General features: G+C 67.4%; 19 protein-coding genes and 2 pseudogenes. 16 read left to right on the top strand and 5 right to left on the bottom strand.

Annotated features, from left to right (window positions below):
- Positions 1-14 precede the first annotated feature (14 nt).
- Positions 15-773, top strand: a complete 759-nt coding sequence (locus ACFTSF_RS21020; RefSeq protein ID WP_380155324.1) for a carbonic anhydrase family protein — start codon at positions 15-17, stop codon at positions 771-773.
- On the opposite strand, the gene ACFTSF_RS21015 is transcribed toward ACFTSF_RS21020, so the two are convergent.
- Positions 770-3,076, bottom strand: coding sequence for a family 20 glycosylhydrolase (locus ACFTSF_RS21015; RefSeq protein ID WP_380155323.1), 2,307 nt, complete (start codon positions 3,074-3,076; stop codon positions 770-772). The genes ACFTSF_RS21020 and ACFTSF_RS21015 overlap by 4 nt on opposite strands.
- 169 nt (positions 3,077-3,245) lie before the next feature.
- Here ACFTSF_RS21015 and ACFTSF_RS21010 point away from each other — a divergent pair, with 169 nt between their 5' ends.
- From ACFTSF_RS21010 to ACFTSF_RS20990, 5 genes and pseudogenes are all read left to right on the top strand, one after another.
- Positions 3,246-4,388: an ROK family protein gene (locus ACFTSF_RS21010; RefSeq protein ID WP_380155322.1), complete on the top strand. Its 1,143-nt coding sequence runs from the start codon at positions 3,246-3,248 to the stop codon at positions 4,386-4,388.
- Positions 4,389-4,415: 27 nt separating this feature from the next.
- Complete coding sequence (locus ACFTSF_RS21005; protein WP_380155321.1) at positions 4,416-6,533, top strand: ricin-type beta-trefoil lectin domain protein; 2,118 nt, start codon at positions 4,416-4,418, stop codon at positions 6,531-6,533.
- A gap of 74 nt (positions 6,534-6,607) precedes the next feature.
- Positions 6,608-7,435 (top strand): NADPH-dependent oxidoreductase, encoded by an 828-nt coding sequence (locus tag ACFTSF_RS21000; RefSeq protein ID WP_380155320.1) that lies wholly within the window; start codon positions 6,608-6,610, stop codon positions 7,433-7,435.
- Positions 7,432-8,436: an aldo/keto reductase gene (locus ACFTSF_RS20995; RefSeq protein WP_380155318.1), complete on the top strand. Its 1,005-nt coding sequence runs from the start codon at positions 7,432-7,434 to the stop codon at positions 8,434-8,436. Before ACFTSF_RS21000 ends, ACFTSF_RS20995 begins: the two co-directional genes overlap by 4 nt.
- Before the next feature lie 16 nt (positions 8,437-8,452).
- Positions 8,453-9,196, top strand: a pseudogene (locus ACFTSF_RS20990) (alpha/beta hydrolase); the annotation flags it as partial.
- Between the two features lie 8 nt (positions 9,197-9,204).
- Here the strand turns inward: ACFTSF_RS20990 and ACFTSF_RS20985 are convergent.
- Positions 9,205-10,122: a LysR family transcriptional regulator gene (locus ACFTSF_RS20985; protein ID WP_380155317.1), complete on the bottom strand. Its 918-nt coding sequence runs from the start codon at positions 10,120-10,122 to the stop codon at positions 9,205-9,207.
- 146 nt (positions 10,123-10,268) lie between these two features.
- Here ACFTSF_RS20985 and ACFTSF_RS20980 point away from each other — a divergent pair, with 146 nt between their 5' ends.
- From ACFTSF_RS20980 to ACFTSF_RS20935, 10 genes are all read left to right on the top strand, one after another.
- Positions 10,269-11,417 (top strand): LLM class flavin-dependent oxidoreductase, encoded by a 1,149-nt coding sequence (locus tag ACFTSF_RS20980; protein WP_380155316.1) that lies wholly within the window; start codon positions 10,269-10,271, stop codon positions 11,415-11,417.
- Entirely contained in the window at positions 11,414-11,917 is a 504-nt protein-coding gene (locus ACFTSF_RS20975; RefSeq protein WP_380155314.1) for a flavin reductase family protein, read from the top strand. The genes ACFTSF_RS20980 and ACFTSF_RS20975 overlap by 4 nt, the downstream gene beginning before the upstream one ends.
- Positions 11,918-12,022: 105 nt before the next feature.
- Positions 12,023-13,648, top strand: coding sequence for an ABC transporter substrate-binding protein (locus ACFTSF_RS20970; RefSeq protein ID WP_380155313.1), 1,626 nt, complete (start codon positions 12,023-12,025; stop codon positions 13,646-13,648).
- 3 nt (positions 13,649-13,651) lie between these two features.
- Positions 13,652-14,584 carry an ABC transporter permease gene (locus ACFTSF_RS20965; RefSeq protein WP_380155311.1) on the top strand — a complete coding sequence of 311 codons (933 nt, stop codon included), beginning with the start codon at positions 13,652-13,654 and terminating at the stop codon, positions 14,582-14,584.
- The gene (locus ACFTSF_RS20960) at positions 14,581-15,456 is read left to right on the top strand and encodes an ABC transporter permease (RefSeq protein WP_380155310.1); all 876 of its coding nucleotides are present in this window, start codon (positions 14,581-14,583) and stop codon (positions 15,454-15,456) included. Before ACFTSF_RS20965 ends, ACFTSF_RS20960 begins: the two co-directional genes overlap by 4 nt.
- Entirely contained in the window at positions 15,453-17,087 is a 1,635-nt protein-coding gene (locus tag ACFTSF_RS20955; RefSeq protein ID WP_380155309.1) for a dipeptide ABC transporter ATP-binding protein, read from the top strand. The genes ACFTSF_RS20960 and ACFTSF_RS20955 overlap by 4 nt, the downstream gene beginning before the upstream one ends.
- The gene (locus ACFTSF_RS20950; RefSeq protein ID WP_380155307.1) at positions 17,080-18,501 is read left to right on the top strand and encodes an LLM class flavin-dependent oxidoreductase; all 1,422 of its coding nucleotides are present in this window, start codon (positions 17,080-17,082) and stop codon (positions 18,499-18,501) included. Before ACFTSF_RS20955 ends, ACFTSF_RS20950 begins: the two co-directional genes overlap by 8 nt.
- Positions 18,498-20,126 (top strand): ABC transporter substrate-binding protein, encoded by a 1,629-nt coding sequence (locus tag ACFTSF_RS20945; RefSeq protein ID WP_380155305.1) that lies wholly within the window; start codon positions 18,498-18,500, stop codon positions 20,124-20,126. The genes ACFTSF_RS20950 and ACFTSF_RS20945 overlap by 4 nt, the downstream gene beginning before the upstream one ends.
- A complete protein-coding gene (locus tag ACFTSF_RS20940) occupies positions 20,123-21,310 on the top strand; it encodes an SfnB family sulfur acquisition oxidoreductase (RefSeq protein ID WP_380155304.1) in 1,188 nt (395 codons plus the stop codon). The genes ACFTSF_RS20945 and ACFTSF_RS20940 overlap by 4 nt, the downstream gene beginning before the upstream one ends.
- Before the next feature lie 14 nt (positions 21,311-21,324).
- Positions 21,325-22,509, top strand: coding sequence for an acyl-CoA dehydrogenase family protein (locus ACFTSF_RS20935; protein ID WP_380155302.1), 1,185 nt, complete (start codon positions 21,325-21,327; stop codon positions 22,507-22,509).
- A 3-nt stretch (positions 22,510-22,512) separates the two neighbouring features.
- On the opposite strand, the gene ACFTSF_RS20930 is transcribed toward ACFTSF_RS20935, so the two are convergent.
- From ACFTSF_RS20930 to ACFTSF_RS20920, 3 genes and pseudogenes are all read right to left on the bottom strand, one after another.
- Positions 22,513-24,138, bottom strand: coding sequence for an ABC-F family ATP-binding cassette domain-containing protein (locus tag ACFTSF_RS20930; RefSeq protein ID WP_380155301.1), 1,626 nt, complete (start codon positions 24,136-24,138; stop codon positions 22,513-22,515).
- Positions 24,139-24,317: 179 nt separating this feature from the next.
- A complete protein-coding gene (locus ACFTSF_RS20925) occupies positions 24,318-25,733 on the bottom strand; it encodes an amidase (protein WP_380155299.1) in 1,416 nt (471 codons plus the stop codon).
- Between the two features lie 875 nt (positions 25,734-26,608).
- A pseudogene (locus ACFTSF_RS20920) lies at positions 26,609-26,907 on the bottom strand (hypothetical protein); the annotation flags it as partial.

The following is a 26,907-nucleotide window of genomic DNA, read 5'->3' as shown; positions in this document are numbered from 1 at the left end:
TTCGGAGTATTCCCATGTCCGGTTTGACCCGGCGTTCCGTCCTACTCGCCGTACCAGCAGCCGCCGCCGCGATCGCGTCCCCGGTCCTGATCAGCAGAGCGACCGCCGCCACCCCGCACCAGAGCCCCATCGACATCCACCGCAGTGGAGTCGTCGTCAGCCACGATCTGCCCGCACTGCACGTGCACTACCCGCACTCGCTCGACCTCGAGATCCGTTATGAGAGCAAGGACTCCGGTCAGCCCGGCGGCTGCGAGCACCGCACCTCCGAGGAGACGGTGCTGGCCGAGATCCCGGCCGGCGCTGCCTGGGTGACGCTCGGCGGTGTCCGCTACAACCTCGCCAACTTCCACTTCCACACCCGCTCCGAGCACCGCCTCGACGGCCACCAGTTCCCGCTCGAGCAGCACTGGGTGCACCTCGGCCCGAACGGCGAGAAGCTGGTCATCGGCCAGTTCATCACCACCGGCGGTCACGGCGGCACCCTCCAGGACCAGGCCCTCGCGACCGTCCCGGAGGAGTGCGGCGAGAACGTTCGCCTGCACCACGCCAACCTGGCCGCGGCCCTCCCGACCGACCTCTCCACCTTCCGGTACGACGGTTCGCTGACGACCGCGCCGTACTCGGAACCCGTGTCCTGGTTGGTGCTCAAGCACATCCGCGAGGTCAAGTCGTCCTCGCTGGCGCACTTCCAGACCCGCTTCCCGGACGGCGACAGCCGCCCGGTGCAGGCGCTGAACGGGCGGACCGTCAAGTACCGCCCGCAGCACTAGTTGGTACCGAAGAGCCAGAGCTCGTAGAGCGAGTAGCCATACGTGGTTGCTCGCTTGGTCCCTTGCATCCGGACGTAGCGAACCGGATCCGGGGCGTCCAGGGCGACCTGGTCGTCCTTGCAGGTCGACGTGCCGACGGTGGCCGCATCACGCCAGGTGGTGCCGTCGGCCGAGACCTGGATCCGGTACGACGATGCGCAGGCGTCCTCCCAGAAGAGCCGGGCCGAGGTCACGCGACTCGGCTCGGCCAAGGCGAGTTGCAGCCACTCGCCGTCGGTGTAGTTCGAGGCCCATCTCGTCGTCAGGTCGCCGTCGTTGACATTGCGCGCGGCCAGTCGATCGAGCTCGGCCTCGACCGACGACGCAGTGGCGCTCGCCGTGAATGACAGGTGTTTCGACCCTGAGGGTGCTGCGGGCACCGTGCGTACCGGCAGTTGCTTTCGAGCCGTGAGTTGCAGACCGCGCAGAGACACCGGTACGTCGAGTGTGGCCGTGACCGTGCCATTCGGTGCGGACGCGGTGAGGCGCCAGCTCCAGACCGTGGATTGACCAGGTGCGAGAGCAGATGCGCCGCGCGTCGCGAGCGTGGTGGCGATACCGGCGACCGACAACTTCGGTGCGAGGTTGGTCAGCTTCGCCGTACCGCGGTTCGTCACTGTCGCGGTGAGCGTGACGGACTCACCGGCCGGGAGTGGTCGCGGGTTGTCGACGGTGACACCGATGCGCGGATCGCCGGTACTGGGTAGCGTGCTGGCGATCAGTTCGGCGCCTGGACCGTTGCCTAGAGCCCCTATCTGATCGTTGAACGTGTCGTAGCCGAGGCTGAGATCCTTGCCACGCCACATCTTCTGACCGAGTACGCCGAAGGTCGGTTCGGTCAGGCGGTGCACATCCAGCGCGCCGTACTGGGCGTGGACGAGATCGTTCCAGACCGCGGACATCGCACCGCGGAGCAGCGGCGCGCCCGGATCCACCGTCTGGTTACCGGGGAAGACGTTCGGCTCCCAGTTGTCGAACAGCCAGCGCCCGTCGAGTCCGTTGCCGTGGTAGTAGTTCGCGAACGGGACGACGTACAGGAGGGCGTCGTTGGTGTTGATCACCGGATAGCCGTCGGCGATCGCCTGCTTCGGTCCGTACCAGCTGTTGTTCCACGAGTTCATCGTCACGTCGCGGTCGTAGCCGCTGGCGCCGCCGGACATCACCGACAGGCTGCCCCATGCCGACGCACTCTTGCCCAGTGTACGGACGTGCGCGGTGATGTCGTTGAAGTACTGCCGGTACTGCGTCGCGTACTCCCGCGGGTACTCATCGGCCCCGACATGCACAGCCGGCCCACGGAACCACGGCGTGAACTCGTCGAACACCTCTTTCATGAAGGCGGTCGTGGCCGGCTTGCTCAGATCGAGGTGATCGGACTTGCCGCCGTTCAGACCGAGTGCCGGGTCGAAGGCGATGAAGGCCCGGGCGTGAGCCGGCGCATCGATCTCCGGCACGATCGTCACGTGGTGGTCGGCCGCGACGGACTCCAATCGGTCCCAGTCGGCGCGGGTGAAGGCACCGTCCTTGGCAGCGAGCCCGGCGAACCGAGGGTTGTCCGACGCGAGCCGGAACGCCGATTGTGCCTTCGACCAATCGCCACCCGGCGGACTGATCTCGTTGTCGTTGAGGTGCAGCTGGAAGGTGTTCAGCTTGAACCAGCTCAGGTACCGCACCGAGTCCCGGATGTACTTCTGATCGAACCAGCGGCGTCCGACATCGAGCATGAATCCGCGCGCCGCGTAGTTCGGCCAGTCCACCGCACTCCCGACCGGCACGCTGGCCAGACCGGGACTCTCGCGAACCAGCATCTGCAACAAACTGCGGCTCGCCCAGAACGCACCAGTCGCCGTCCGGCTGACGATCTCCACCCGATCACTGACCCGCAGCCGATACCCCTCCTTGGCGGCGACCTTGGTCTCCGGACCGACCACCGCGGTTGGATCAAGCCGCAGTACGACGTCGCCCGCGCGCGATCGCGTGTCGACTGCGACCCGGACGCTCCACCCGACGAGCTCGTTGAGGTCGGTCGCAACCTGATCGGCCGTGGTCCGCAGTGCGGCAGCATCGCTCGGCCGCACCACGATGCGTGTCCGGGGCTGCAGATTCAGCCGACCGGTCCCACCCGTCCACTGCTGCAATGACGGCACCACGGGAGGCGCCGCGTTGACCTGCTGGAGCTGGGGTGGAGCGGCCTCGGCCGGAACCGTGGTCGTCGTGGCGAGGAGGGCGAGGGCGAGTGCCGAGATGATCGTTCGAGGCTTCATGCACGGTCCCTTGGAGTGATTGTTTCTGCTCGAAACGGCTCGAAAGGTTCAAGTTGACGCATACCGTGACAGCCGGACTCGAGGTCGTCAAGCGTGGGATCGAGCTCTTGACTATCTAAGATCCTTTAAGTAAAACCATCTTAGAAACCAGGCCGCGGAGGGAGGCGCCATGACGTTTCAGCAGGTGGCGTCGCCGCGGCGGCAGGCGCCCGAGCGGACCAAGGCCCGGACGCAGGACAACCGGATCCACAACCGATCGCTGGTGCTCGCGACCCTCTACCACCAGGGCGCGATGACGCGGTCCGAGCTCACTCGCGCCTCCGGGCTGACCGCGCCGACGATCTCGGCGCTGGTCGGCGACCTGGAGACCGACGGGCTGGTCGCGGAAACCGGACCACGCGAGGGATCGCGCCCTGGCAAACCGGCGAACCTGGTGCGGATCGACGACGACAACACCAACCTCGTCGTACTCGATCTGTCGCACAGCGACCGGTTCACCGGTGCGGTGCTCAATCTGCGCGGGGAGATTGTCCGGCGTAGTGAGGTTGCGCTCGGTGGGGCGCTCGGCGATGAGGCTCTCGCGTTGGTCTTCCGCTTGGCTGACAACCTGATGCGGCTCGCGCCCCGGCGAGTGCTGGGGATCGGTGTCGGTACGCCGGGCATCGTCGACGAAACCGGCACGATCCGGCAGGCGGCGCACTTGCGCTGGACCGGACTCGCGCTGGCCGAGCGACTCAGCAACCGCCACGCAGTCCCCGCGTACGTCGGCAATGACATCAACCTCGCCGCCCTCGCCGTACTGCGATTCCGGGAGACCGAGGCCCGCAACCTGATGGTCGTCTCGATCGAGCACGGTGTCGGTGCGGGCCTGGTGGTCGGCGGTGAGCTGGTCGAAGGCGAGCAGTTCGCCGCGGGCGAGATCGGCCACGTCACCGTCGACGACGACGGCGACGACTGCGTGTGTGGACGTCGGGGCTGCCTCGACCTGGCGATCTCGGCGGCACATCTGCAGCGGCGACTTGACGCCGTACCGGAGTCCGATCGAGCCACCGTCCTCGCGGCGGCCGGCCGGGCGCTGGGGATTGTGCTCGCACCGATCAGCAGCGCCCTCAACCTCGACGAAGTTGTGCTCACCGGTCCCGCCGAGCTGATCGACGGGCCACTGCTCGAATCCGCGACGACGACTGCTCGCTCGCGCACGCTCACTCCGATCAGTTCGGCGTTGCAGGTCAGGTCTCTGGCCGGCGATGCGGACCTGATCCTGCTCGGCGGCGCCTGCCTGGTGCTGTCGGGCCAGCTCGGGATCTGGTGACATTCACCCCCATTTCGGAGGACCGCCATGCTCCGTACTTCCGCTCGACTTGCCCTGGCGCTGGTCGCCATCGCCTCGTCCCTCGGCCTGCCGACTGCCACGGCAGCGACCGCCGGGACGATCACCATCGGTTCGAAGTGCCTCGACGATGCCGACTTCGGTACCGCGAACGGGACGGTCATCCAGCTCTTCACCTGCAACGGTTCCTCGGCCCAGTCCTGGACATGGAACGACGACGGCACGGTCAGAGTCTTCGGCAAGTGCCTGGACATCACCGGCGCATCCGATGCCACCGGCGCGCTGGTCCAGCTCTACACCTGTGTGCCGGGCGTGCCGCAGCAACTGTTCAAACACCTGCCGGACCAGACGATCTACAGCGTGAAGTCGGGGAAGTGCCTGGCCGTTCAAGGCGGTGCGTTCGTCAACCTCGCCCGGATCGGGCTCGCGCCTTGCAACCCGGCGGAGGCGGCCCAGCGCTGGGGTGCAGCGACGGCTCCGCCGCCGAAGTACAACCTGTCGTCGGGAGCGGCGGTGCAGTACACGCGACCCGACGACACTCCCGCCTCCACCTTCATCGACAAGGACGGCAAGTTCTACTACCAGCAGGCACATGCGCTGTACGGCGCGGACGAGGGACGCAAGTGGAGTTTCTACACCGGCGCGGACTTCGACTCGACGACCCTGTCGCCGATCAGCAGTGCGGTGAACCCGGCCAACTCCCAGGACCGGAACGACGACACGACCTGGCGCTGTAATAACAGCCCGACCGGGCTCGAGAGTACGTCGGCGCCGGCCGGCAGCGGCTACTCGCAACGCAACTACTGCGATCTGAGCGGCGTCTGGGTCGATCCTGACACGGGTGACTGGTACGGCCTGGTCCACAACGAGTTCACGCCGCAGCCCTTCGGGGACGGGATGCACTACGACTCGATCGACTACGCCGTGTCGAAGAACCAGGGCCGTACGTGGACCATCGTCGACCACGCGATCACCTCGCCGTACAGCACGGCTCGCGGTGACACCGCGCAGTACCCGGCCTCGACCTACTACTACGGAGACGGCGATCAGCGGTTGTTCGTCGACTACGCCTCGGGCTACTTCTATGCGTTCTATGCCTCGCGCGTGCTGAACAAGAGTGGCGGGGGAGCGGTCTGGCTGCAGCATGTGGCGCGGGCGCCGATCTCGGGCAAGATGGCACGCAACTCCTGGAAGAAGTGGTACGCCGGTGCCTGGCAGACACCCGGTGTTGGTGGGGCCGAGAGCAACATCATCCCGGCCGAGGGTCTCGGCTCCGGCTACACCGCGACCGACTACAAGCCGACGACGACCGGCAAGGTGCAGGACCAGGTGAAACAAGGGTCGCTGCCGGACAACTCGCAGCTCGCGGTGATGAATGTTGCCTGGAGCGCCTATCTGGGCAAGTACATCGGTACGCCGCAGAACAACGTGGCCCAGGCAACCGATACCAAGACACCACTGCACTTCTACGCCACCGACGACCTGGCCACCCAGAAGTGGACCGATATCGGGAGCGTGGCCGATCAGCCCAGTGGCGCTTGGTACCGGTGGATGCTCGACTCCGGCAACCGGACGAGTTCGACGATCGTCGGCAAGACCTTCCGGTCGTACTGTTCCTTCTACTGCTCGACGTACAGCGGCGAGTACGCCGACATCACGATCACCCCGAAGACATCGGCCGATCTGCCGACAGCGCCGGTCAACGCCAGTACGTCGTACCAGGTGCGGAGCGCGAGTGGTCAGTTCCTGACGCAGAGCGGATCCGGTGTTACGAGTACGCCGACCAGCTCGACCTCGTCGGCGCAGCGGTGGAAGTTCACGCCGACCGGGGACGGGTTCTTCACCGTCACGAATGCCGGGTCGGGGCAGGCGCTGTCGGTCGCGGCGGGGGATGGGGGCCGAGCGTGGAGTGCGGCGATCGCGCTCACGTCGGGCGGTAGTGGTGCGGTCCGCCAGTGGTCGATCCAGGAGGTTCGGAACTCGCCTGCAGTCAGCGGGCCGTCAGTCGGCACCGGTTCGTACCGGTTGGTCAATCGGCACAGCGGACTCGCGATCAGCCTGAACGGGCAGTCCGCCCTGACGGCACCGCAGCGATCCCAGGACACGCAGCTACTAACTTTCGGATAGGTTGCCACGTTCTGAGACGGGCTTCCGCAGCAGCCAATGTCTCCTAGATTGGTGCACAACTGAGGAGGAAGCCCGTGACCGTGTCACCGGAAACGTCGTACCGCCTGCGCTATGGCGCACCGACCGTGGTCGAACCGCCGGCGCAATGGACCGCGGTGCTGGCGCAGCAGCTGTCCCATCGGTCGGTACGGCGGTATCGGGCGGACGACGAGGTGTCGGACGAGACGCTGACCGCGTTGATCGCGGCCGCTCAATCCGCGCCGACCTCGGGGAACCTGCAGCTGTGGAGCGTGGTGGCGGTGCGCGACGACGCGCGCCGCCGCCGGCTCGCCGTACTGGCTGGTGAGCAGGACTTCATCGTGCAGGCACCGTTGTTCCTGGTTTGGCTGGCGGACCTGGCCCGCGCTCGGCAGGTGACGTCGAGCGTCGGGTCGCCGACTGCCGAGGGCGCGGACTTCGTCGAGGCCGCGTTGTTGTCGTTCATCGACACTGCGTTGGCCGCGCAGAACGCCTCGCTCGCGGCCGAGTCGCTCGGTCTGGGCACGGTCTTCGTCGGTGCGATCCGCAACAACCCGCTGGAGGTGGCCGCTGAGCTCGGGCTGCCGCCGAACGTGTTTCCGGTCTTCGGGCTGACGATCGGTCACCCTGATGAGCTCGTGGAGACGGCGGTCAAGCCGCGACTGCCACAGGAGGCGGTGTTGCATCGCGAGCAGTACGCGTCGGAGCCGCCGACCACACATCTCGAGAACTACGAGGATGTTCTCAACGGCTTCTACGCCGCCGCCGGCCTCCCGGAGAGCTGGGCGCAACGAGTCGCCCATCGCTTCGGAAGTGTCGCCGGTCTCAAGGGCCGCGAACATCTCCGGGCCGCGCTCCTCGACCGTGGGTTCCAGCTCCGATGAGCGCCGAGCCGACTCGCTACGAGACGCTGGACTACCGTCGTACGGGGAGCTCGGGGCTGAAGTTGCCAGCGTTCTCGTTCGGCTTGTGGCAGAAGTTCGGGCGCGACTACTCCTACGCCACGCAGCGAGAGATTCTCTTACATGCCTTCGATCTGGGCATCACCCACTTCGACAACGCCGACCGCTACGGCCCACCACACCGCGCTGCTCAGGAGACGTTCGGCCGGTTGCTCGCCACCGACCTGGCGCCGTACCGGGATGAGCTGATTCTGGCGACGAAGGCGGGGAACCCGATCGGCCCCGGCCCGTATCAGCGTGGCGGTTCGCGCAAGTCATTGCTGACCTCGCTCGACCAGAGCCTGCGGGATCTCGGCACCGACTACGTCGACATCTTCTATCACCACCGTCCCGACCTGGACACGCCGCTGGAGGAGACCGTCGGCGCGCTCGTCAGCGCAGTCGATCAGGGCAAGGCCCTGTACGTCGGCATCAGCAACTACCTGCCTGATCGCGCCGAGGCCGCCGCGAAACTACTCAAGGCCGCCGGCGTCCCACTCCTCATAGACCAGAGCCGCTACTCGATCTACGACCGACGCCCCGAGACCGACGGCCTCCTGGAAACCGCCGACCGCAACGGCTTCGGCGTCATCGTCTACAGCCCACTCGCCCAAGGTCTACTGACCGACAAGTACCTCGACACGATCCCCGACGGTGCTCGCGCGCAGAACAGCACGTTCCTCTCACCGGATGTCATCGACGACACCTACCGACGCCGTACGGCGGAGCTGAACAAACTAGCCGAATCCCGCGGCCAGTCCCTCGCCCAACTCGCCCTGCAATGGGTCCTACGCCGCCCCGAGGTCACGTCGGCACTGATCGGCGCCAGCTCAACCGCCCAACTCGACCACAACCTCCAAGCGCTGACCTTCCCACCACTGACCACCGACGAACTAACCCTCATCGACCACCACGGCATCCACGGCACCGGCCTCAACCTGTGACCTCGACTGGGACACCTGGGCGGAGTACTTCCGCAGGCAGGGCCACGAGGTCGTCGTACCGGGCTGGCCGGGGATCGACGACCGCAGCGTCGCCGACATCCGCTCCAACCCCGAGCCGTTGAAGGGGATCGGTCTGAAGCAGATCGCCGACCACTACGAAGCGATCATCCGCAAGCTCCCGGTGAAGCCGATCATCATGGGTCACTCGTTCGGTGGCGTCCTGACCCAGATGCTCGCCGACCGCGGTCTGGGTGCCGTGTACGTCGGCGTCGCGCCCGGCCAAACGGCCGGCGTCACGACACTGCCGCTCTCGACGCTGTGGACCGGCTTCCCGATCCTGTCGAACCCGTTCGGCAAGAACGGCGCCAAGCCGCTGTCGAAGCGCCACTTCCACTTCACCTTCGGCAACGACCTGCCCCGGACCGAGTCCGACAAGCTCTGGGAGGAGTACGCCGTCAACTCGTACAACCGGGTCTTCTTCGAGGGCGTCTCCTCAGTCCTGAACAGCAAGACCGGCGTCACGAAGGTCGACTACGCCCGCGCCGACCGAGCCCCGCTCCTGATCATCGTTGGCAGCATCGACCACGTCGTACCGCCGGCCATCGGCAAGGCAGTCCTCGCCAAGTACAAGAACTCCGGCGGCCCCGCAACCGTCGAGTTCAAGGAATACCCGGGCCGCACCCACCGCCTCGTCAGCCAGGACGGCTGGGAGGAAATCGCCGACTACGCCCTCACCTGGGCCGTCGCCCACGCACAGTAGGCGATCGATCATGAGGCCAAGCGGGGGCAGTCCGGCGTACCGGCGAGGTCGAGGAGGATGGCGATCAGCTCGCGGATTGTTGGGGACAGGCGGGCTTGGCGGCGGTGCAGGGCCAGCATGGTGACGGTGGTGCGGTCACCGACGATGGGGCGGCTGGTGATCAGGCCGACGCGGTCCAGCGGGTCGTCGATGACGCTGTAGTCGGGGAGGACGGTCAGGCCGAGGCCCTCGGCAACCATCATCTTGCCCATCTCGGCGCCGTCCGTACTGTGCCAGGTCGCGGGCGGCGCGCTGCCGAACAGCCGATGCGTGAAGCGGTGCATCAGGTAGCCGGCGCGCATCCCGACGAACGGTTCGTCGCGAAGGTCGTCGACGGTGACCGCTTCGCCCTCGGTCAGGCGGTGGCCGGCCGGCAGTACGGCGACGGGGCGCCCGTGCCGGACGGCGGTGGCCTCCAGTTCAGGCGGTACGTCGTCGCCGTCGAAGAGGTTGACGAGTCCGAGCTCGAGAACGCCCTCGGCCAGTCCGGTCTCGATCTCGGATTGCTGCAGGTTGCGGATCTCGACCGTCGACTCCGGCCGCAGGTCCTGGAACCGCCGGACCGCCGGCAGCAACAGCGACGCCGTACCGGCATTGACCGTGCCGATGCGGATCGTCCGGGCCGCGCCGGCTTGTGCGCCGGCGGCCGCCCGGAGCCGCGCGACCGCCTCCAGGACCTCCTGCATGTTGCGCAGCAGGTCGAGACCTTCGCGGCTGATCCGCGCACCGGAACGGCGCCGGTCCAGCAGTGGGACGCCGAGCTCCCGCTCGAGCTTGGTCAGCGCCTCACTCAGAGCGGGCTGCGAGACGTGCAGGTGCTCACTGGCGCGGCGCAGGGACCCGTATTGCGTGACGGCCGCGAGGTACTCGAGTTGTTCGATCCGCATCCGAACCTCCGGGCCTGCCTGGTTTCACCGATCCCGTGATCGGCGGGGTCTGTCAGCAATCGCTTGTGACGTCTCCATTGTCCAGTAATTCTGTCGACAATGGCTCACGGCTGCCCGGCGTGAGACGGCCCTCCGGAAGGAGTCCGATGGCGACGGACGGACAGCTCAGGTTCCACTGGTTCCTGCCCACGAACGGCGGTGACGGCCGGCAGGTCGTGGCCGGTGGTCACGGTGTGACGGCAGGCTCGGCCGGTCGGCCGGCCTCGGTTCCGTACCTGGGGCAGGTGGCGCGCAGCGCCGAGCAACTCGGGTTCGCGGCCGCGCTGACCCCGGCCGGGGCCTGGTGCGAGGACGCCTGGATCAGTACGGCGATGCTCAGCGGACTGACCGAGCGGTTGCAGTTCCTGGTGGCGTTCCGGCCCGGTTTGATCTCGCCGTTCCTGGCCGCGCAAATGGCCGGCACCTTCCAGAACCTGTCGGGTGGACGGCTGCTGCTCAACGTGGTGACCGGCGGTGAGAGCCACGAGCAGCGGATGTTCGGCGACTTCCTGGACAAGGACGAGCGCTACGAACGCTGTGATGAGTTCCTGGAGATCGTCACCCGGCTGTGGGCGGGGGAGACGGTCACCTTTCGCGGCCGCCACCTCCAGGTCGAGGAAGCCACGCTCAACCAGCGGCCCGATCCGATCCCGGAGATCTACTTCGGCGGCTCGTCCGAGGCGGCGTTGCGCGTGGCGGCCCGGCATGCCGATGTCTACCTGACCTGGGGTGAACCGCCCGAGGCCGTCGCCGAGAAGATCGCCCGGGTTCGTCAGTTGACCAAGGGGCGTCGGCTCCGCTTCGGTGTCCGCCTGCACTCGATCGCCCGGGACACCTCGGCAGCGGCCTGGGCCGAGGCGGAGCGGCTGCTGGACCAGATTCCGGCGGAGCAGATCGCGAAGGTCCAGGCAGGACTGCGCCGTAGTGAGGCCGAAGGCCAGCGCCGGATGCTCGAACTCAACCAGGGCACGAAGGCCGACCTGGAGATCCACCCGAACCTCTGGGCGGGGGTCGGCCTGGTCCGCGGCGGCGCGGGCACCGCCCTGGTCGGCTCGTACGCCGAGGTCGCCGACCTGATCGAGCAGTACGCCGCGGTGGGGATCGAGGAGTTCATCCTGTCCGGCTACCCGCACCTGGAGGAGGCGTACTGGTTCGGCGAGGGTGTGCTGCCCGAGCTCGCTCGCCGCGGCCGCTGGCAGCACCCCGCGCCCGTGGTAACCCGGTCCGCCGTACCTTTCGGAGAGGCAGCCTCATGAGCGTTCTGTGCAGCCGGAAACTCGATCCGCAGGTCCTCCGCGCAGCGTTCGGTACCTTCCCGACCGGAGTGATCGCCGTGGCCGCCGAGGTCGACGCGGAGTACGTCGGTCTCGCCGCCAGTTCGTTCACCTCGGTCAGTCTGGACCCGCCGCTGGTGTCGTTCTCGGTAGCTCGTACGTCGAAGACCTGGCCGGACCTGCGTCGCGCTGCTCGCCTCGGTCTGAGTGTGCTGGCCGACCATCACGGTGAGGTCTGCCGCCAGTTGGCAGGTCCGGCCGCCCACCGCTTCGCCAATGTCCCGGTAACTGTCAGCGGCGAAGGCGCAGTGACGCTCGATGAGGGGATCGCCCGCTTCGACTGCTCGATCCACCGCGAGGTCGAGGCCGGTGACCATCTGCTGGTGCTGCTCCGGCTGCACGCCGTCGAGCACGTCGAGGCGTCGTCCCCGCTGGTCTTCCACCGCAGCGGCTTCGGCCGCCTCGCCGCTGAGGTTGCCTGAGGCAACTGGATGGTGTCCGGTCAGTGAGACGCCGCAAAGTCGAGTAAATGAACTGACATAGTTGTCTTTACCCGTCCAGTTGTCCTGCCCCTGCAGAGGATTCCCATGTCCGCCCGTGCCCGCATGCCTGCTCTCCTTGCCAGTCTGGCCCTGCTGATCGTGGGCTGTGGTGGTCCCGCCGCGTCCCAGACCTCCGCCGACACCCGCCCGCGGACCGGAGGGACCCTGAAGCTCTCCATCTCCGCCGAACCCGGATGCCTGGACGCGCAGGCGATCTCCGCGACCCAGCAGGCGTTGCTGGGCAGGATTCTCTACGACACGCTGACCACGATCGATCCCGACGGCAACCTCGCGCCGTACCTGGCCGAGTCCTGGAAGATCTCGCCGGACGGCAAGGAGTACGTCTTCAAACTCCGGCGCGGCGTCACCTTCAGCGACGGCGCGGTCTGGAACGCAGAGGCCCTGAAGGCGAACTTCGAGCACATGCGGGACCCGAAGACGAAGTCCCCGCTCGCGGCCGCCTACATCGCGCCGTACGTCGGCAGTGAAGTCGTCGACGAGTACACGCTGAAGGTGAAGCTGGCCTACGCGTACACGCCGTTCCTCTACAACCTGGCCCAGTCGTGGCTCGCGCTGCTCTCGCCGAAGGCGATCAAGGAATCACCCGAAACCCTGTGTGACAAGCCGATCGCGAGTGGTCCCTTCGTGCTGGAGCGCTACCAGCGGCAGCAGAGCATCACCTACGTACGCCGTCCGGACTACAACTGGGCTCCGGCCTGGCTGAAGCACCAGGGCCCGGCGTACCTGGACCGGATCGAGATCACCGTGGTGGCCGAGCCGGTGGTGCGGTTCAACTCGCTGGCCAGCGGTCAGTACGACATCACCGAGGCGGCGCCACCGCAGAACGCCGAGGCGATCAAGAAGAATCCGAACCTCGTCTACGAGAACCTGATCCGCACCGGCAACCCGTGGGTGCTGATGTTCAACCTGTCCCGTACACCGTTCGACGATCTCCGGGTCCGGCAGGCGTTCGTCGCGGCGGTGAACGCGCCCGCGATCACCAAGTCGCTCGGCTTCGGCACCTTCACGGCCAAGGACAACTACCTCGCGACCCCGACGAAGTACTACGACAAGACCACCGAGGGCAAGCTGAAGTACGACCCGGACCGGGCGAACCAGCTCCTCGATGCCGCCGGCTGGACCGCCCGCGACGCGGACGGGTACCGGACCAAGGACGGCAAGCGACTGGTCGTCGAGGCGCCGACGGTCGAGAGCGCGACTCCGTCACCGCAGCTCGTGCAGATCCAGGGCGAGGTGAAGAAGGCCGGGATCGACCTGCAGATCCAGCAGGTGCCGCAGGCGCAGCTCACCGAACGCCGGTACGACGGTGACTACGACGCGATCGGCGGTGTCTGGCACACGAACACGCCGGACGTGTTGTTCATCCGGTTCCACTCCTCGGAGATCAGCGGCCAACGGATCGGCCAGAACGCGGCGTACCTGTCCGATCCCGCGCTGGACAAGATCCTGCGGTCGGCGCGCGAGAAGCCCGACGGCCCGGAGGCCGCGAAGTTGTACGGCCAGGCGCAGCAGCGGCTGATCGAGCTCGTCCCCGGGCTGCCGCTGTACGAGAACAGCAGCCAGTGGGCCTACAGCAAGAAGGTCAAGGACATCCGGGTCGACACCTCGCACCCGATCCCGGTCTTCACCACCGCCTGGATCGGTGGTTAGCCGATGCGATACCTGAAGCGAATCGGCATCCGGCTGTTGCTGGCCGTGGTCGTGCTGTGGGGAGCGGCAACGCTCGCGTTCATCGCGCTGCAACTGACCGCCGGCGATCCGGCCCTGGCCATCCTCGGCGGGCCGGACGCGCGGCCGACCCAGGAGGTCTTGGACCAGGTCCGGCTGGAGTACGGGCTGAACGACCCGGTCCTGCTCCAGTACGTCCACTACATGGGCCGGCTGGTTCAGGGCGATCTCGGTCAGTCCTATGTACTGCGGATCCCGGTGCTGACCGCGATCACCGAACAGGTCGGCGCGACGACGCAGCTCGCGCTGACCGCCGCCGTACTCGCGGTCGTCGTCTCGGTGAGCCTCGCGCTGCTGACGGCGCATCGGGCGCCGTGGTTGCGATCGCTGTTCTCCGGGACCGAGGTCGTCGTGGCCTCGACGCCCACCTTCGTGATCGGGTTCGCGCTGCTGATCGTCTTCGCGTTCACGATCCCGTTGTTCCCGATCGGCGGGAACAACGGTCCGCTCGCCCTCGTGCTGCCCGCGGCGACGCTCGCGCTGGCCGTGATCGGGACGCTCACCCAGGTGCTGCGCAACGAACTGGAAGACGTATTGGAGCAACCGTTCATCCTCACTGCGCGCACCCGCGGTCTGAGTGATGCCGCGGTCCGGATCAAGCACGCCCTGCGGCACGCGCTGATCCCGACGGTGACGATGTCGGGTTTCCTGGTCGCGACCCTGCTGGGCGGCTCGGTGATCACCGAGACTCTGTTCGCCCGCCAAGGCGTCGGTGCCCTGCTGCTGAACGCCGTCTACGCCAAGGACATCCCGCTGGTCCTGGGCGTCGTGATTCTGTCCGCCGGCGTGTACGTCGTGGTCAACCTCGTCGTCGACCTCCTCTACACCGCGATCGACCCTCGGTTGGTGACCTCATGACAACCCCTGACGAAGTACTGCCGCGGTTCGCTCCGGCCGTGGCCCGGATCCGCCTGCGGGGAGTGACGTTCCGCCCCGGCCTCACCCTGGCCGTCCTGTTCCTGATCGTGCTGGCTGTCGCGGTCGTCGCGCCGAAGCTGCTGGCGCCGAGCGACCCGCTGCTGGTCGATCCGGCGAAGAGCTTCCTGCCACCGGGCAGCGGGCATCTGCTCGGGACGGACGAGTCCGGCCGGGATGTGCTCAGCCGGATGATCCACGGTGCCCGCCTGTCCCTGACGATCGGTATCGCGGCGACCGCGATCTCCGCGATCGGTGGCGTCGTACTCGGGCTGCTGGCCGGGCTGTCACATCGGTGGGTCGAGGCCGCGGTGATGCGGTTCATTGACGTCTCTCTCGCCGTACCGGAGTTGTTGCTGGCCCTGGTGGTCATCACCCTTCTCGGCGGTGGCACGCAGAACGCGATCTGGGCGCTCGGTATCGGCGGAATCCCTTACTACGCTCGGCTCGTCCGCGCCCAGGCACATGTCGTCCGGAGATCGACGTACGTCGAAGCGGCCGGCACGCTCGGACTGTCCCGGCTGCAGGTCATCGCCAGGCATGTCCTCCCGAACTCGATCAAGCCGTTGCTGGTGCTCGCCACCATCGGAGTCGGCGGCATGATCGGCGCCGGCGCGTCACTGAGCTTCCTCGGGCTCGGTGCCGCCCCGCCGAGTCCGGAATGGGGTGCCACCTTGTCGGTCGGCCGCAACTTCATCTCGAACGCGCCCTGGCTGATCGTCGTACCGGCGGTGACGCTCACGCTCACCGTCATCTCGATCGCCGTCGTCGGCCGCGAGCTGCGCCGCCGCTCGGAAGGACGGTCCGGACGATGAGTATCGACGTCCAGAACCTCTCGGTCTCCTTCGGGCGCGGACGGTCGGCGAAGCAGGTGGTGCGCGGGATCAGCTTCGCGGTCGAGCAGGGGGAAGCCCTTGCGCTGGTAGGCGAATCGGGATCGGGGAAGAGCGTCACGGCTCGCACTCTGGTCGGTCTGACCGGTACCGGGTCGACGGTCACTGCGGATCGGCTGACCTTCGAGGGCGCGGATCTGCGCGGGTTCGGTGCGAAGGACTGGCGCCGACTGCGCGGCGGCCGGATCGGGTTCGTCCTGCAAGATGCGCTGGCCTCGCTCGACGGTCTGCGGCCGGTGGGTAAGGAGATCGCCGAGCCGCTCGCTCTCCACACCCAGCTGACCAAGGCCGAGCGGCAGCTCAAGGTGGTCGACCTGCTGGCCGCCGTTGGCGTTCCCGAGCCCGAGCTGCGGGCGCGTCAGTTCCCTCATGAGCTGTCCGGGGGCCTGCGGCAACGAGCGTTGATCGCCTCGGCGATCGGGACCAGTCCGTCGTTCCTGATCGCGGACGAGCCGACCACCGCGCTGGACACCACCGTGCAGGCGCAGATCCTCGAGCTGCTCAAGTCGCTCAAGTCCAGCCAGACCTCGATGCTCGTGGTCAGCCACGACCTCGCCGTGGTCGCGCAGATCGCTGAGCGGATCGCGGTGATGCGGCACGGCGAGATCGTCGAGACCGGCACAGTCGACGAGGTCCTCGGCAATCCACGGCACCCGTACACCCAGTCCCTGCTCGATTCCGTCCCATCCCGCCGCTCCCGCGGCCGCCGGCTCACCAGTACGGCGACCGCCGCCGAGCCCGTACGCCGGGAGCCGGGGAAGGTGGTCGTCGAGGCGCGGGATCTGGTGAAGAAGTTCACCGGGCCCGACCACGTCAGCCGGACCGTGGTCGACCAGGTGTCGTTCGAGCTGCGTGCGGGGGAGACGCTGGGTCTCGTCGGCGAGTCCGGTTCGGGCAAGACCACGACCGCCCGGATCGCGCTGGGGATCGAGACCCCGGACGGTGGCGAGGTGCTGGTGAACGGTGTCTCGTGGTCGTCGCTGCGCGGTCTCGACCGTCGCAAGGCACACCGCAATCTTCAGGTCATCTACCAGGACCCACTGAGCTCGTTTGACCCCCGCTTCACCGTCGGGCGAGTGCTCGACGAGGCGATCGCGGCCGGAGGCGCAAGTCGCCGTACCCGGCGGGATCGTGCGGGGGAGCTGCTCGAGCTCGTCCAGCTGAACGGGGACTTCCTGAAACGCCGGCCGATCGAGATGTCCGGTGGTGAGCGGCAACGCGTCGCGATCGCCCGCGCCCTGGCGTCGGAACCGCAGGTCGTGGTCTGCGACGAGCCGGTCTCCGCCCTCGATGTCTCCGTCCAGGCGCAGATCCTCGACCTGCTGCGCGACGTCCAGGACCAGCTCGGCGTCGCCTACCTGTTCATCTCGCACGACCTCGGCGTCGTCCACCACCTCGCCGATCGCGTGATCGTGCTGCGCGACGGCCAAGTGGTCGAGGCGGGCGAGATCGAACAGGTCTTCACCGAACCACGGCACGAGTACACCCGCGATCTGCTGAGTGCGATCCCGGCCCTCGGCGCGCGAACCCAAGGAGTGGTTGCCCATGCCTAAACAGATCCACCTGAACCTGTTCGAGATGAACACGCCCGGCCATATCTCGCACGGGCTGTGGGTGCACCCGGACAACAACCGGCACCGGTTCAACGAGATCGGCTTCTGGACCGAGCTGGCCGAGATCCTCGAAGCCGGGTTGTTCGACGCGGTCTTCATCGCCGACGTCATCGGGGCGTACGACGGTTTCCGCGGCGGACCGGAAACCGCGCTGCGGGAAGGGGTGCAGATCCCCAACAACGACCCGCTGCTCGTCGTACCGGCGATGGCCGCGGTGACCAAGCACCTGGGATTCGCGGTCACCTTCTCCACCAGCTACGAGCCGCCGTTCGCGTGGGCCCGCCGGCTGAGCACGGTCGACCATCTGACCAACGGGCGGGTCGGCTGGAACGTCGTCACGTCCTACCTGCCGAACGCCGCCCGCAACTTCGGGCTGGCCGATGAGATCGAGCACGACCACCGCTACGCGATCGCCGACGAGTACCTCGATGTGACGTACAAACTGTGGGAGGGATCGTGGGACGACGACGCCGTCCAGCTCGACCGCGACCAGCGCGTCTACACCGATCCGGCGAAGGTCCGCTACATCAACCACGACGGTGAGCACTACCGGGTCGCCGGTCCGCATCTGTCCGAGCCGTCACCGCAACGGACGCCGGTGATCTTCCAGGCCGGTGTCTCCGACGCGGGGAAGGCGTTCGCGGCCAAGCACGCCGAGGCGGTCTTCATCGGTGGTCGCACGGTCGCGGATCTGCGCGGCCATGTGAACGACATCAGAACCGCGTCGGCGGTGCACGGCCGTGGCCGGGACGCGGTCCGGTTCTTCCCGGGCGCCGCGGTGATCGTCGGCCGCAACGACGACGAGGTCGCCCGCAAGGTCGCCGAGTTCGAGCGGCTGCGCAGTATCGACGGCCACCTCGCTCACGCCGGTGCCGGGCTGGACTGGTCGCAGTACCCGCGCGAGGAGCGGATCGCCGACATCATCGCCCGCAAGGATCCCGGCTACCAGCGGATCGAACGCCGCTACGACCCGGACTTCACCGTCGGCGAGATCGTCGACCAGTTCAGCAAGATCTCCCGCGGTGCCTTCTTCGTCGCCGGGACGCCGAAGGAGGTCGCCGACACGTTGATCGGCTGGCTGGACGACGCCGACGTGGACGGCTTCAACCTGCGGCAGTTCCTGACCCCCGGGACGGCCGAGGACATCTCCACCCTGCTCATCCCCGAGCTGCAGCGCCGCGGCCGGTACCGCGAGTCGTACGCCGACGGCGAGACCCTGCGCGAACGCCTCTTCGGGGCCGGCCACGCACGCCTGCCGGACACCCATCCTGGTGCCCGCTACCGAGACCCCGCCGTACGAGCCGAAGCAGGCTTCAGCACCGGCAAACCGATCCCCGCTGGAGTGTCAGTATGAAACGTCTAGGAACCGTCCTGGTGACAGTCGCCACGCTGGTGACCGCCGGCTGCGGAACTTCCGCGTCGGCCGGCCAGGGCGCCGACAGCGGCTCGCCGGTGCGCGGGGGCACACTGAAGTTCGCGATCTCCGGTGATCCGCTGTGCCTCGACGGCCACGCGATCTCCAGTGGACTGAACCAGTATCTCGGCCGGATCGCCTACGACACCGTCACGACCCTCGATCGGGAGGGCAACCCGGCGCCGTATCTGGCCGATTCCTGGACCGTGTCACCGGACGGGACGACGTACACGTTCAAGCTGAAGAGCGGTGTCACCTTCTCGGACGGCACCGCCTGGGACGCGGAAGCGTTCAAGCTGAACCTCGAGCACATGCGTGACCCGAAGACGAAGTCCCCGCTGGCGGCTGCGTACATCGCGCCGTACAAGGACTCGAAGGTGATCGACGCGCGCACCCTCGAGGTCCACCTTTCCTCGGCCTACACGCCGTTCACCTATGTACTCGCGCAGTCCTGGCTCGGTGTGCTGTCGCCGAAGGCGATCAAGGAGTCGCCGAAAACGCTGTGTGACAAGCCGATCGCGAGCGGGCCGTTCGTGGTCGAGAGCTACAAACGCGGTCAGAGCATCAGCTACGTCCGGCGGGCCGGCTACAACTGGGCGCCGGCCTGGCTGAAACATCAGGGCGAGGCGTACCTGGACCGGATCGAGGTGACGATCGTCCCCGAGCCGGTGGTGCGCTTCAACGCGCTGACCAGCGGCCAGTACGACATCACCGACCTGGTCCCGGCGCAGAACGCCAAAGCGGTCGAAGCGAACAAGAACCTGACGTTCGAGAACCTGACCCGGACCGGCCACCCGAACGCGATCTGGTTCAACACCGGCCGCGCCCCGCTGAACGACCTCGCCGTACGGCGTGCTGTGGTGGCCGCCGTCGATGTCGCGGCCGTGGCCAAGAGCGTCGGCTTCGGCTACTTCCCGGTCAAGGACAACTACCTCGCCTCGAACTCGAAGTACTACGACAAGACCACCGAGGGAATCCTCAAGTACGACGCGGGCCTGGCGAATCAGCTGCTGGACAAGGCCGGCTGGACCGGACGCGACGGACAGGGCTACCGGATCAATGCCGTCGGCAAACGCTTGAGCCTGGCGCTGCCCACGGTCGAGAGCGCGACACCGAGCCCGCAGCTGGTGCAGGTCCAGGGGCAACTCAAGACAGTTGGTATCGAGCTGCGGATCGAACAGTTGCCGCAGGCACAGGTCACCGATCGGCGATACGCCGGTGACTACGACTTGACCAGCGGTTACTGGCACACCAACACGACCGACGTGCTCTTCATCCGCTACCACTCCTCGGAGATCCCGGGCGCCCGGATCGGCCAGAACGCGTCGTACCTGAAGGATGCGAAGCTGGACGCCATCCTGGCCGAAGCACGCCGTACGCCGGATGGTCCCAAGGCGGCCGCGCTCTACGCGCAGGCGCAGCACCGGTTGATCGAGCTCGTGCCTGCCTTGCCGCAGTGGGAGGCCAACGCGCAATGGGCCTATCAGAAGCGATTGCACGGGGTGGCCATCGATACCTCGCATCCGCAGCCGGTGCTGACCGGCGCTTGGCTGGCCGGCAAATGAGCGCCGTCGTGATCGGCAGCGATGCCGAAGCGCTGGAAGCCGCTCGCCGGCTGGTGCCGGTGCTCGCCGCCGGAGCATCGCAACGCGATGCCGAGCGTGAGTTGCCGTGGACCGAGCTGGAGGCGGCGTCCGCCAGCGGGTTACTGGCCATCACCGTTCCCGCCGAGTACGGCGGCGCCGAGGTCAGCGCGGAGACCTTGGCCGAGGTGATTCGGCTGCTCGCCATCGGCGACCCGAATGTCGCTCAGATCCCGCAGAGTCACTTCGCCTATGTGAATGTGCTGAAGCGGCAGGGCTCGGCGGAGTTGCGGAAGCTGGTCTTCACGGATCTGCTCGCAGGCCGCCGGTTGGGTAACGCGCAGTCCGAGGCCAAAACCCGGCACCTGCAGGACATCCGTACCCGGCTCGTGCGGGAGCCCGGCGGCGGGTTTCGGCTCGACGGGGAGAAGCAGTACAGCACCGGCGCGTTGTTCGCCGACTGGATCCCGGTGCTGGCGCGTGGCGAGGACGACAAGCTGAACGTCGCGTTCGTGGCCGCGGACTCGGCCGGGGTGCAGGTCATCGACGACTGGAACGGGGTCGGTCAGCGAACCACGGCCAGTGGCACGGTCAAGCTGACCGGTGTGCTGGTGCCGGACAGCCACGTCGCTCCCCATCACCTCACCTTCGAGGGGCCGCAGTTGCACGGTGCCTATGCGCAGTTGATCCACGCCGCCATCGATGCGGGCATCGCGGCCGGTGCACTCGCCGAAGCTGCGGAGTTCGTCCGCACCAAGACCCGGCCATGGTTCGAGTCCGGGCTCGAATCGGCAGCCGAGGAGCCGTTGCTGATCCAGCGATTCGGCGAACTCGACCTGCAGCGCCGGTCGGCGGAGGCGCTGCTGGTCGCGGCGGCCCGGGCCATCGACGCGGCCCAGCGCGCGGAGCTGACCGACGAGTCGGTGGCCGCGGCCTCGCTCGCCGTCGCGGCGGCAAAGGTCGCGACCGGACGTGCGGCGGTCGAGATCTCGAGCGCGATCTTCGAGGTCGGCGGGACCAGGTCGGCGCTCGCGCCCCTCAACCTCGACCGGCATTGGCGCAACGCCCGCACCCACACCCTGCACGATCCCGAACGCTGGAAGCTCCAGCACCTCGGCCGGCACGCGCTGAACGGCACCCTGCCCCCACGCCACGGCGTGATCTGATCCGGGAGGTCTCGATGACGACGCCTGACTACGACGAACTCGCCGGCCGCTTCCGGCCGATCTTCGAGCGGATCGCGAAGAACGCCGTACAGCGGGAGCGGGAGCGCGAACTGCCGTTCGAGGAGATCGAGTGGTTGCGTGAGGCCGGGTTCGGTGCGCTCCGGGTGCCGGTCGAGTACGGCGGTTCCGGTGCGAGCCTGCCGCAGTTGTTCCGGCTGCTGATCGAACTCGGTGCCGCCGACTCGAACCTGCCGCAGTTGCTGCGTGGGCATTTCGCGTTCACCGAGTCCAGGATCGTCGACGCGGATCTGGAAGCACGTGAACGCTGGGGCCGGGAGATTGCTTCCGGTTCGCTGGTCGGTAATGCGTCGAGTGAGTTGGGGACGACGTCACTCGCCGAGCCGCGCACCGCGCTGACCCAGGACGGTGATCGGTGGCTGCTCAACGGGACGAAGTACTACAGCACCGGCACCCTGTTCGCGGACTGGATCTCGGTCGGCGGGGTGCAGACCGGTGAGCGGGTTTCGGTGAGCGTTCGGTCGGATGCGCCGGGAGTCACCCGGACCGACGACTGGGACGGCTTCGGCCAGCGGCTGACCGGCAGCGGTACGACGGTGTTCGACGGCGTCGAGGTTGCCGCGGACAACATTTATCGCTGGCGGGATCGCGGTCCCAGCCATCTGCTTGCGTTCTTCCAGCTGGTCCTGCTGGCAACCCTGGCTGGGATCGGCCGGGCTGTCGTGCGGGATGCGGTCGACTTCGTCCAGCCGCGAACGCGTGCGTATCCGGCGTCGGTGGATCCGGTCCCACGCCAGGATCCGTTGGTGCAGCAGGTGATCGGCCGGCTGTCGGCGTCGTCGTTCACCGTCGACGCGACCGTCCTCGCGGCGGCCGAGCAGGTCGGTCTCGCCGCCGATGCGGCGTACGACGGGAGCCTCACTCAGGAACTGGTCGACGCGGCCGAGATCGCGGCGTACCAGGCACAGGTGACGGTGATCGACCTGGTGCTGACCTCGGCCACGACCTTGTTCGAGGTGGGTGGTGCGTCCGCGACCAGTCACACCCGGCAGCTCGATCGGCACTGGCGGAATGCGCGGACCGTCGCGTCGCACAACCCGGCGATCTACAAATCCCGCCTGATCGGCGATCACCTGCTGAACGACGTCTCGCCGGGCGCCGTGTGGGCCGCCCGGCGTTGACGCTCAAAGTTGCAACGCCGGCCAGTCGGACAGGTCCCGGAGGAGTTGGCGGTCGTGGGTGGCGATGACTACTGCGGCCGGGGTGGTGCGCAGCGCGTCGGTGAGTTCGTCGACCACGGCGATCGACAGGTGGTTGGTTGGTTCGTCCAGCAGTACGACGTGGGGTCGGGCGGCGAGCAGGATCGCCAGGTCGAGTCGGCGCTGCTGGCCGATCGACAGTTCGCCGATCGAGCGGGACGACTCCTTGGAACCCAGCAGGCCGAGTTCGCTCAACGAGACGCGCTCGGACTCGGCGAGCTTGCCGGTACTGACGAATCGTCCGACCGCTGTGTCGTACACCTCGTAGGCACGCCGAGCGGACGGTTCCGGCGATTCCTGACTCAATAGCCCGATCCGGACGTTGGGCCCGTGCTGGACCACACCTGTTGCTGGAGGCAACTGACCGGCCAGGAGTGACAGCAGCGTCGACTTGCCCGCGCCGTTCGGGCCGGTCACGAGCAGCCGGTCACCCGACTGCAGTAGGACCGACTCGATCGACTCGAGTCGACCCGGCATCCCGGCCGAGGTGGCCTGGATCAGTGTCGCGCCGGGACGCGAACCGAGCTCTGGCATCCGGAACCGCATTGGCGGCCGGGGGACTGAGATGACGTGGGCTTCGAGATCCTCCTGTCGTCGATGTACCGCGCGGACCAGTGCGGGCGCGCGAGTCGCCCGGGCGTGCTTGCCGGTGCCCTTGGGTGGGCGCCAGCCGGTGGACAACCGGTTCTGTGCGGTGGACAGATCGTTGGCGAGTTGCTGCCGTTCAGCGACCTGCGTGCGGTACTCGTCCTCCCACCGGTCGCGCTCGGCTAAACGGCCTTCCTGGTAACCGACATAGCCGCCGCCGTACGTGCGCGGCAGGTCGTCGCTGGTCGGATCCAGATCGAGGATCGCCGTGGCGACATCCGAGAGCAGTGCGCGGTCGTGGCTGACGAGAACCACGCCACCGGGATGCGCTTGCAACTGCGCGGTCAGATACGCGAGACCGCCCGCATCCAGATGGTTGGTGGGCTCGTCGAGCAACAGCAGCTCGTGCCCGGCGCCGAGCAGACACGCCAGCCGAATCCGGTAGCGCTGTCCGACCGAAAGCGTCGACAGCACGCGACTCCGATCGTCGACCGCACTCAACGCCGCGAGCGCGATGTCGACCCGCCGATCGGCGTCCCACGCGTCCAACGCCTCGGCGACGGCGAGAGCATCGGCGTACAGGTCGTCCGCGCCCGGCCTCTGCTCGGCAAGCGCCGCGGCCGCAGCGTCGAACGCCGCCAAAGCAGCCCGTACGTCGGTCAGTTCGACGTCGATGAGGTCGCCGACAGTGCGGTCGTCGGCGACCGGCATCTCCTGGTCGGCGATCCCGATCGCACCGGTACGACGGACTTCGCCGGCATCGGGAACGAGTCGTTCGGCCAGGATCTGCAGCAGCGTGGTCTTACCGCGACCGTTCTCGCCGACCACACCGAGCCGATCCCCGGCCGACACGGTGAGGTCGACACCGTTCAGGACGGGATGACCGCCCCGCGCGATCCGGATCCCGCTCGCGGTCAGGTGCGCTCGGGCGCGGGTAGCTAGGGCAGTGGTGATGCTGGACATACTTCCTCCGAAGCGAACCCGGGCAGAGCTCTGCCGAGGTTCGGTGACATGGATTGACAGCGGACGTCAGAACCGCGGCCGAGCCCGATCGGGCGCCGCGGGATCCAGGTCTGTCAGAGGAAGTAGTAATACTGCATGCCCAAACCGTACCAAAGCCCTCAACCGACGTCGTACCAATTTCAGAGCAGCTCGGCCAACCGCAGCGGCGTGCGATCCTCGAACATCGGGCCGATCAACTGCACCCCCACCGGCAGTCCCTCCGGCGACCGACCAGCTGGTACGGCGGTCGCCGGCAGCCCAGGCATCGTCGCCAAACCCGCCCAGACGAGTTGATCGAAGTACGGGTACTCGACGCCGTCGATGTCGAGCCGCCGTTCCAGCACATCGGGGTTGTGGTCATGCGGAAACGCAGGCGTCGGTGTGATCGGACACACCACGACATCGAACTCAGCAAACAGCTGCCGCCAAGCATGCCGATGAAGCTCGCGCTGGTAGTTCACCCCAAGCCAGTCGCGATGACTGAGCACCATGGCCCGCAACCGCGCCGCATCAAGACTCTGGTCGTCCGCGCTCAACCCGGCGGCCTGGATCTGCAGCTGCTCGTATTCGTCCACGGGGAAGCGCGCGACAGACCCCGAGAACAGGAACTGCATGTAGAGCCGCGCGCCCTCAACCAGGTCAGGCAGCAACGGACTATGCCGTTCGACCTCAGCCCCGCCATCAACCAACGCGTCAGCCACCCGCTGCACACCAGCCCGCACAGCGGCGCCCGTCGGGATGAGCGGATGCTCGTCAACAACCAGCACCCGAAAGTCCTCTAGCCGCTCATGCCGTGCCGGCGGCAGGCTCGTGACCTGCGCCTTCCCGGCCGTCAGCGGATCCGCTCCGGCCATCACATCAAGCAGAAGCGTGAGATCGCGAGCACTACGCGCCATCGGACCAACCACCGCCAGATCGAGATCGACCGGCAAGGCAGGCTCCGGCGGCACCACCATCCCCCGAGTAGCCGCCAGCCCGAGTGTCGGCTTATGCGCATACACACCACAGAAATGCGCCGGCGTCCGCAACGAACCACCCAGGTCCGAACCGATCGACAACGCACCGAACCCAGCCGCCAGCGCCGCCGCCGATCCACCGGACGAACCACCCGACGTACGGTCGTGATCCCACGGATTGCTCGTAGTGCCGTAAATCTCGTTGAAGCTCTGAATGTCCTGCAGCCCCAAAGGCACGTTGGTCTTCCCCAGCACCACCGCCCCCGCCGCCTTGAGCCGAGACACCTGTACGGCGTCCTCGGTCGGCACAAACTCCCGGTACTCCGACAGCCCCCAGGTCGTCGGCAGCCCGACCATGTTGTAGCACTCCTTGACCGTCACCGGAATCCCCAGCAACGCCCGGTCCTCACCACGCGCCCGCGCCCGGTCGGCCTCCCGCGCCGCAACCCGCGCCCCCTCAAAGTCCCGCACACAAATCGCGTTGATCGCCGTGTCATCCCGCTCGATCCGCGCAATCGCCTCCTCGGTCAGTTCCACCGAGCTCACCTCACCCGCCCGCAACGCCGCCAACATCTCTTCCGCCGTCTGAAATTTCTCCATGAATCGACCGTATAGACGCTATTGAGAAGCCATAAAACCCAAATTCCCGCCACCCGGCACACCTGTGTGGAAAGAAGATGTCGCCAGGTGACTGCGATCGACCACAAACCGGCCAACTAGGCCACGGCGATGCGGCCGGAAACCTACGGCGGTCCCTGACCGCCGCCGCGGCCGGCTTACAGAGGAGGTGTGGCTGGCCGGACCTGTGGCTAAGCCGCTTGGCGAGGCCAGCGACCAGAGGCGCACGCCGCCTCGGGCTGACGGTCTTCGGTTGCCGCCGAGGGTGATGTGCCCTGTCAAGTGACCCATCGCGGTGGTTTCTGCCGTTACACGAATGCCTACTGTCACCCAGCGGCAGTGGACCTCCGCAAACCCTCACCCGCGCCCCGCCCCTCCCCGGAATCCGCACTGTGGGGCGCATCTCGGGCCGGTGAGGCCAACTATCTTCCCCACCCGCTGAGCGGCACCCGGTCGACGGCGACCGACAAGTGCCGCCGGCCGCCTACGTCCGTTCCCGGTCGGCCCCGGCTCCCCGGCTCGTCGACACGGGGGTTTGGACAGGAACTGGTGGCGGTGAACAGGTGATTCCTTGTTCACGCCCACCGTGCGGTCTCCGCACCCCCCGTTCCTGCCCGGAATCTGCAGTGTGGGGTGGATTTTGGCCGCTCAGGGCAGTTGCCCTCCCCACCTGTCGAGGGTGGCCCGGTCGCCGGGGACGGGGAGCGCTGACGGTCGCTTTCGGGTGGTTTCGGTCCCCAGTTCGAGCCGGCGTGTGCCCAGCAACTCGCTCGGGCGGCCGCCGTCCATCGCTGCACCCCGCCCTCTTCCGTCCCACGTCATTTGGTGGGCTCACCCCAAGGCCGGTTAGTTAGTGGTCAGGGTGGTGTGTCAAGGATGTCGATGGTGATGGTGGCTTTGTAGGTGGTGCGGTTGATTTTTGCTTGTTTGGCGGGGTATTTCGATTGTGCTCGTTTGACGGCGCGGGGGCTGAGACGGGTTCGGCGTGGTGGTAGGAGGTTGGCCAGGACGAGCCGGCCGATGTTGGCAACGAGGTCGGTGACGGCGTGGGTGATGACGCTGGTGGCTTGGATGAGTTGGTCGCGGGCGGCGTTGAGGGCGATGGTGAAGCTGGCCCGGTCGGGGTCGGTGCCGGGCTGGGTGTTGGTGGCGTCGG

The sequence above is a fragment of the Kribbella sp. NPDC056951 genome (assembly GCF_042674205.1).
Classification (GTDB): Bacteria; Actinomycetota; Actinomycetes; order Propionibacteriales; family Kribbellaceae; genus Kribbella; species Kribbella yunnanensis.
The sequence above is the reverse complement of the archived record's forward strand: the minus strand, read 5'-3'. Positions and strand labels throughout refer to the sequence as shown.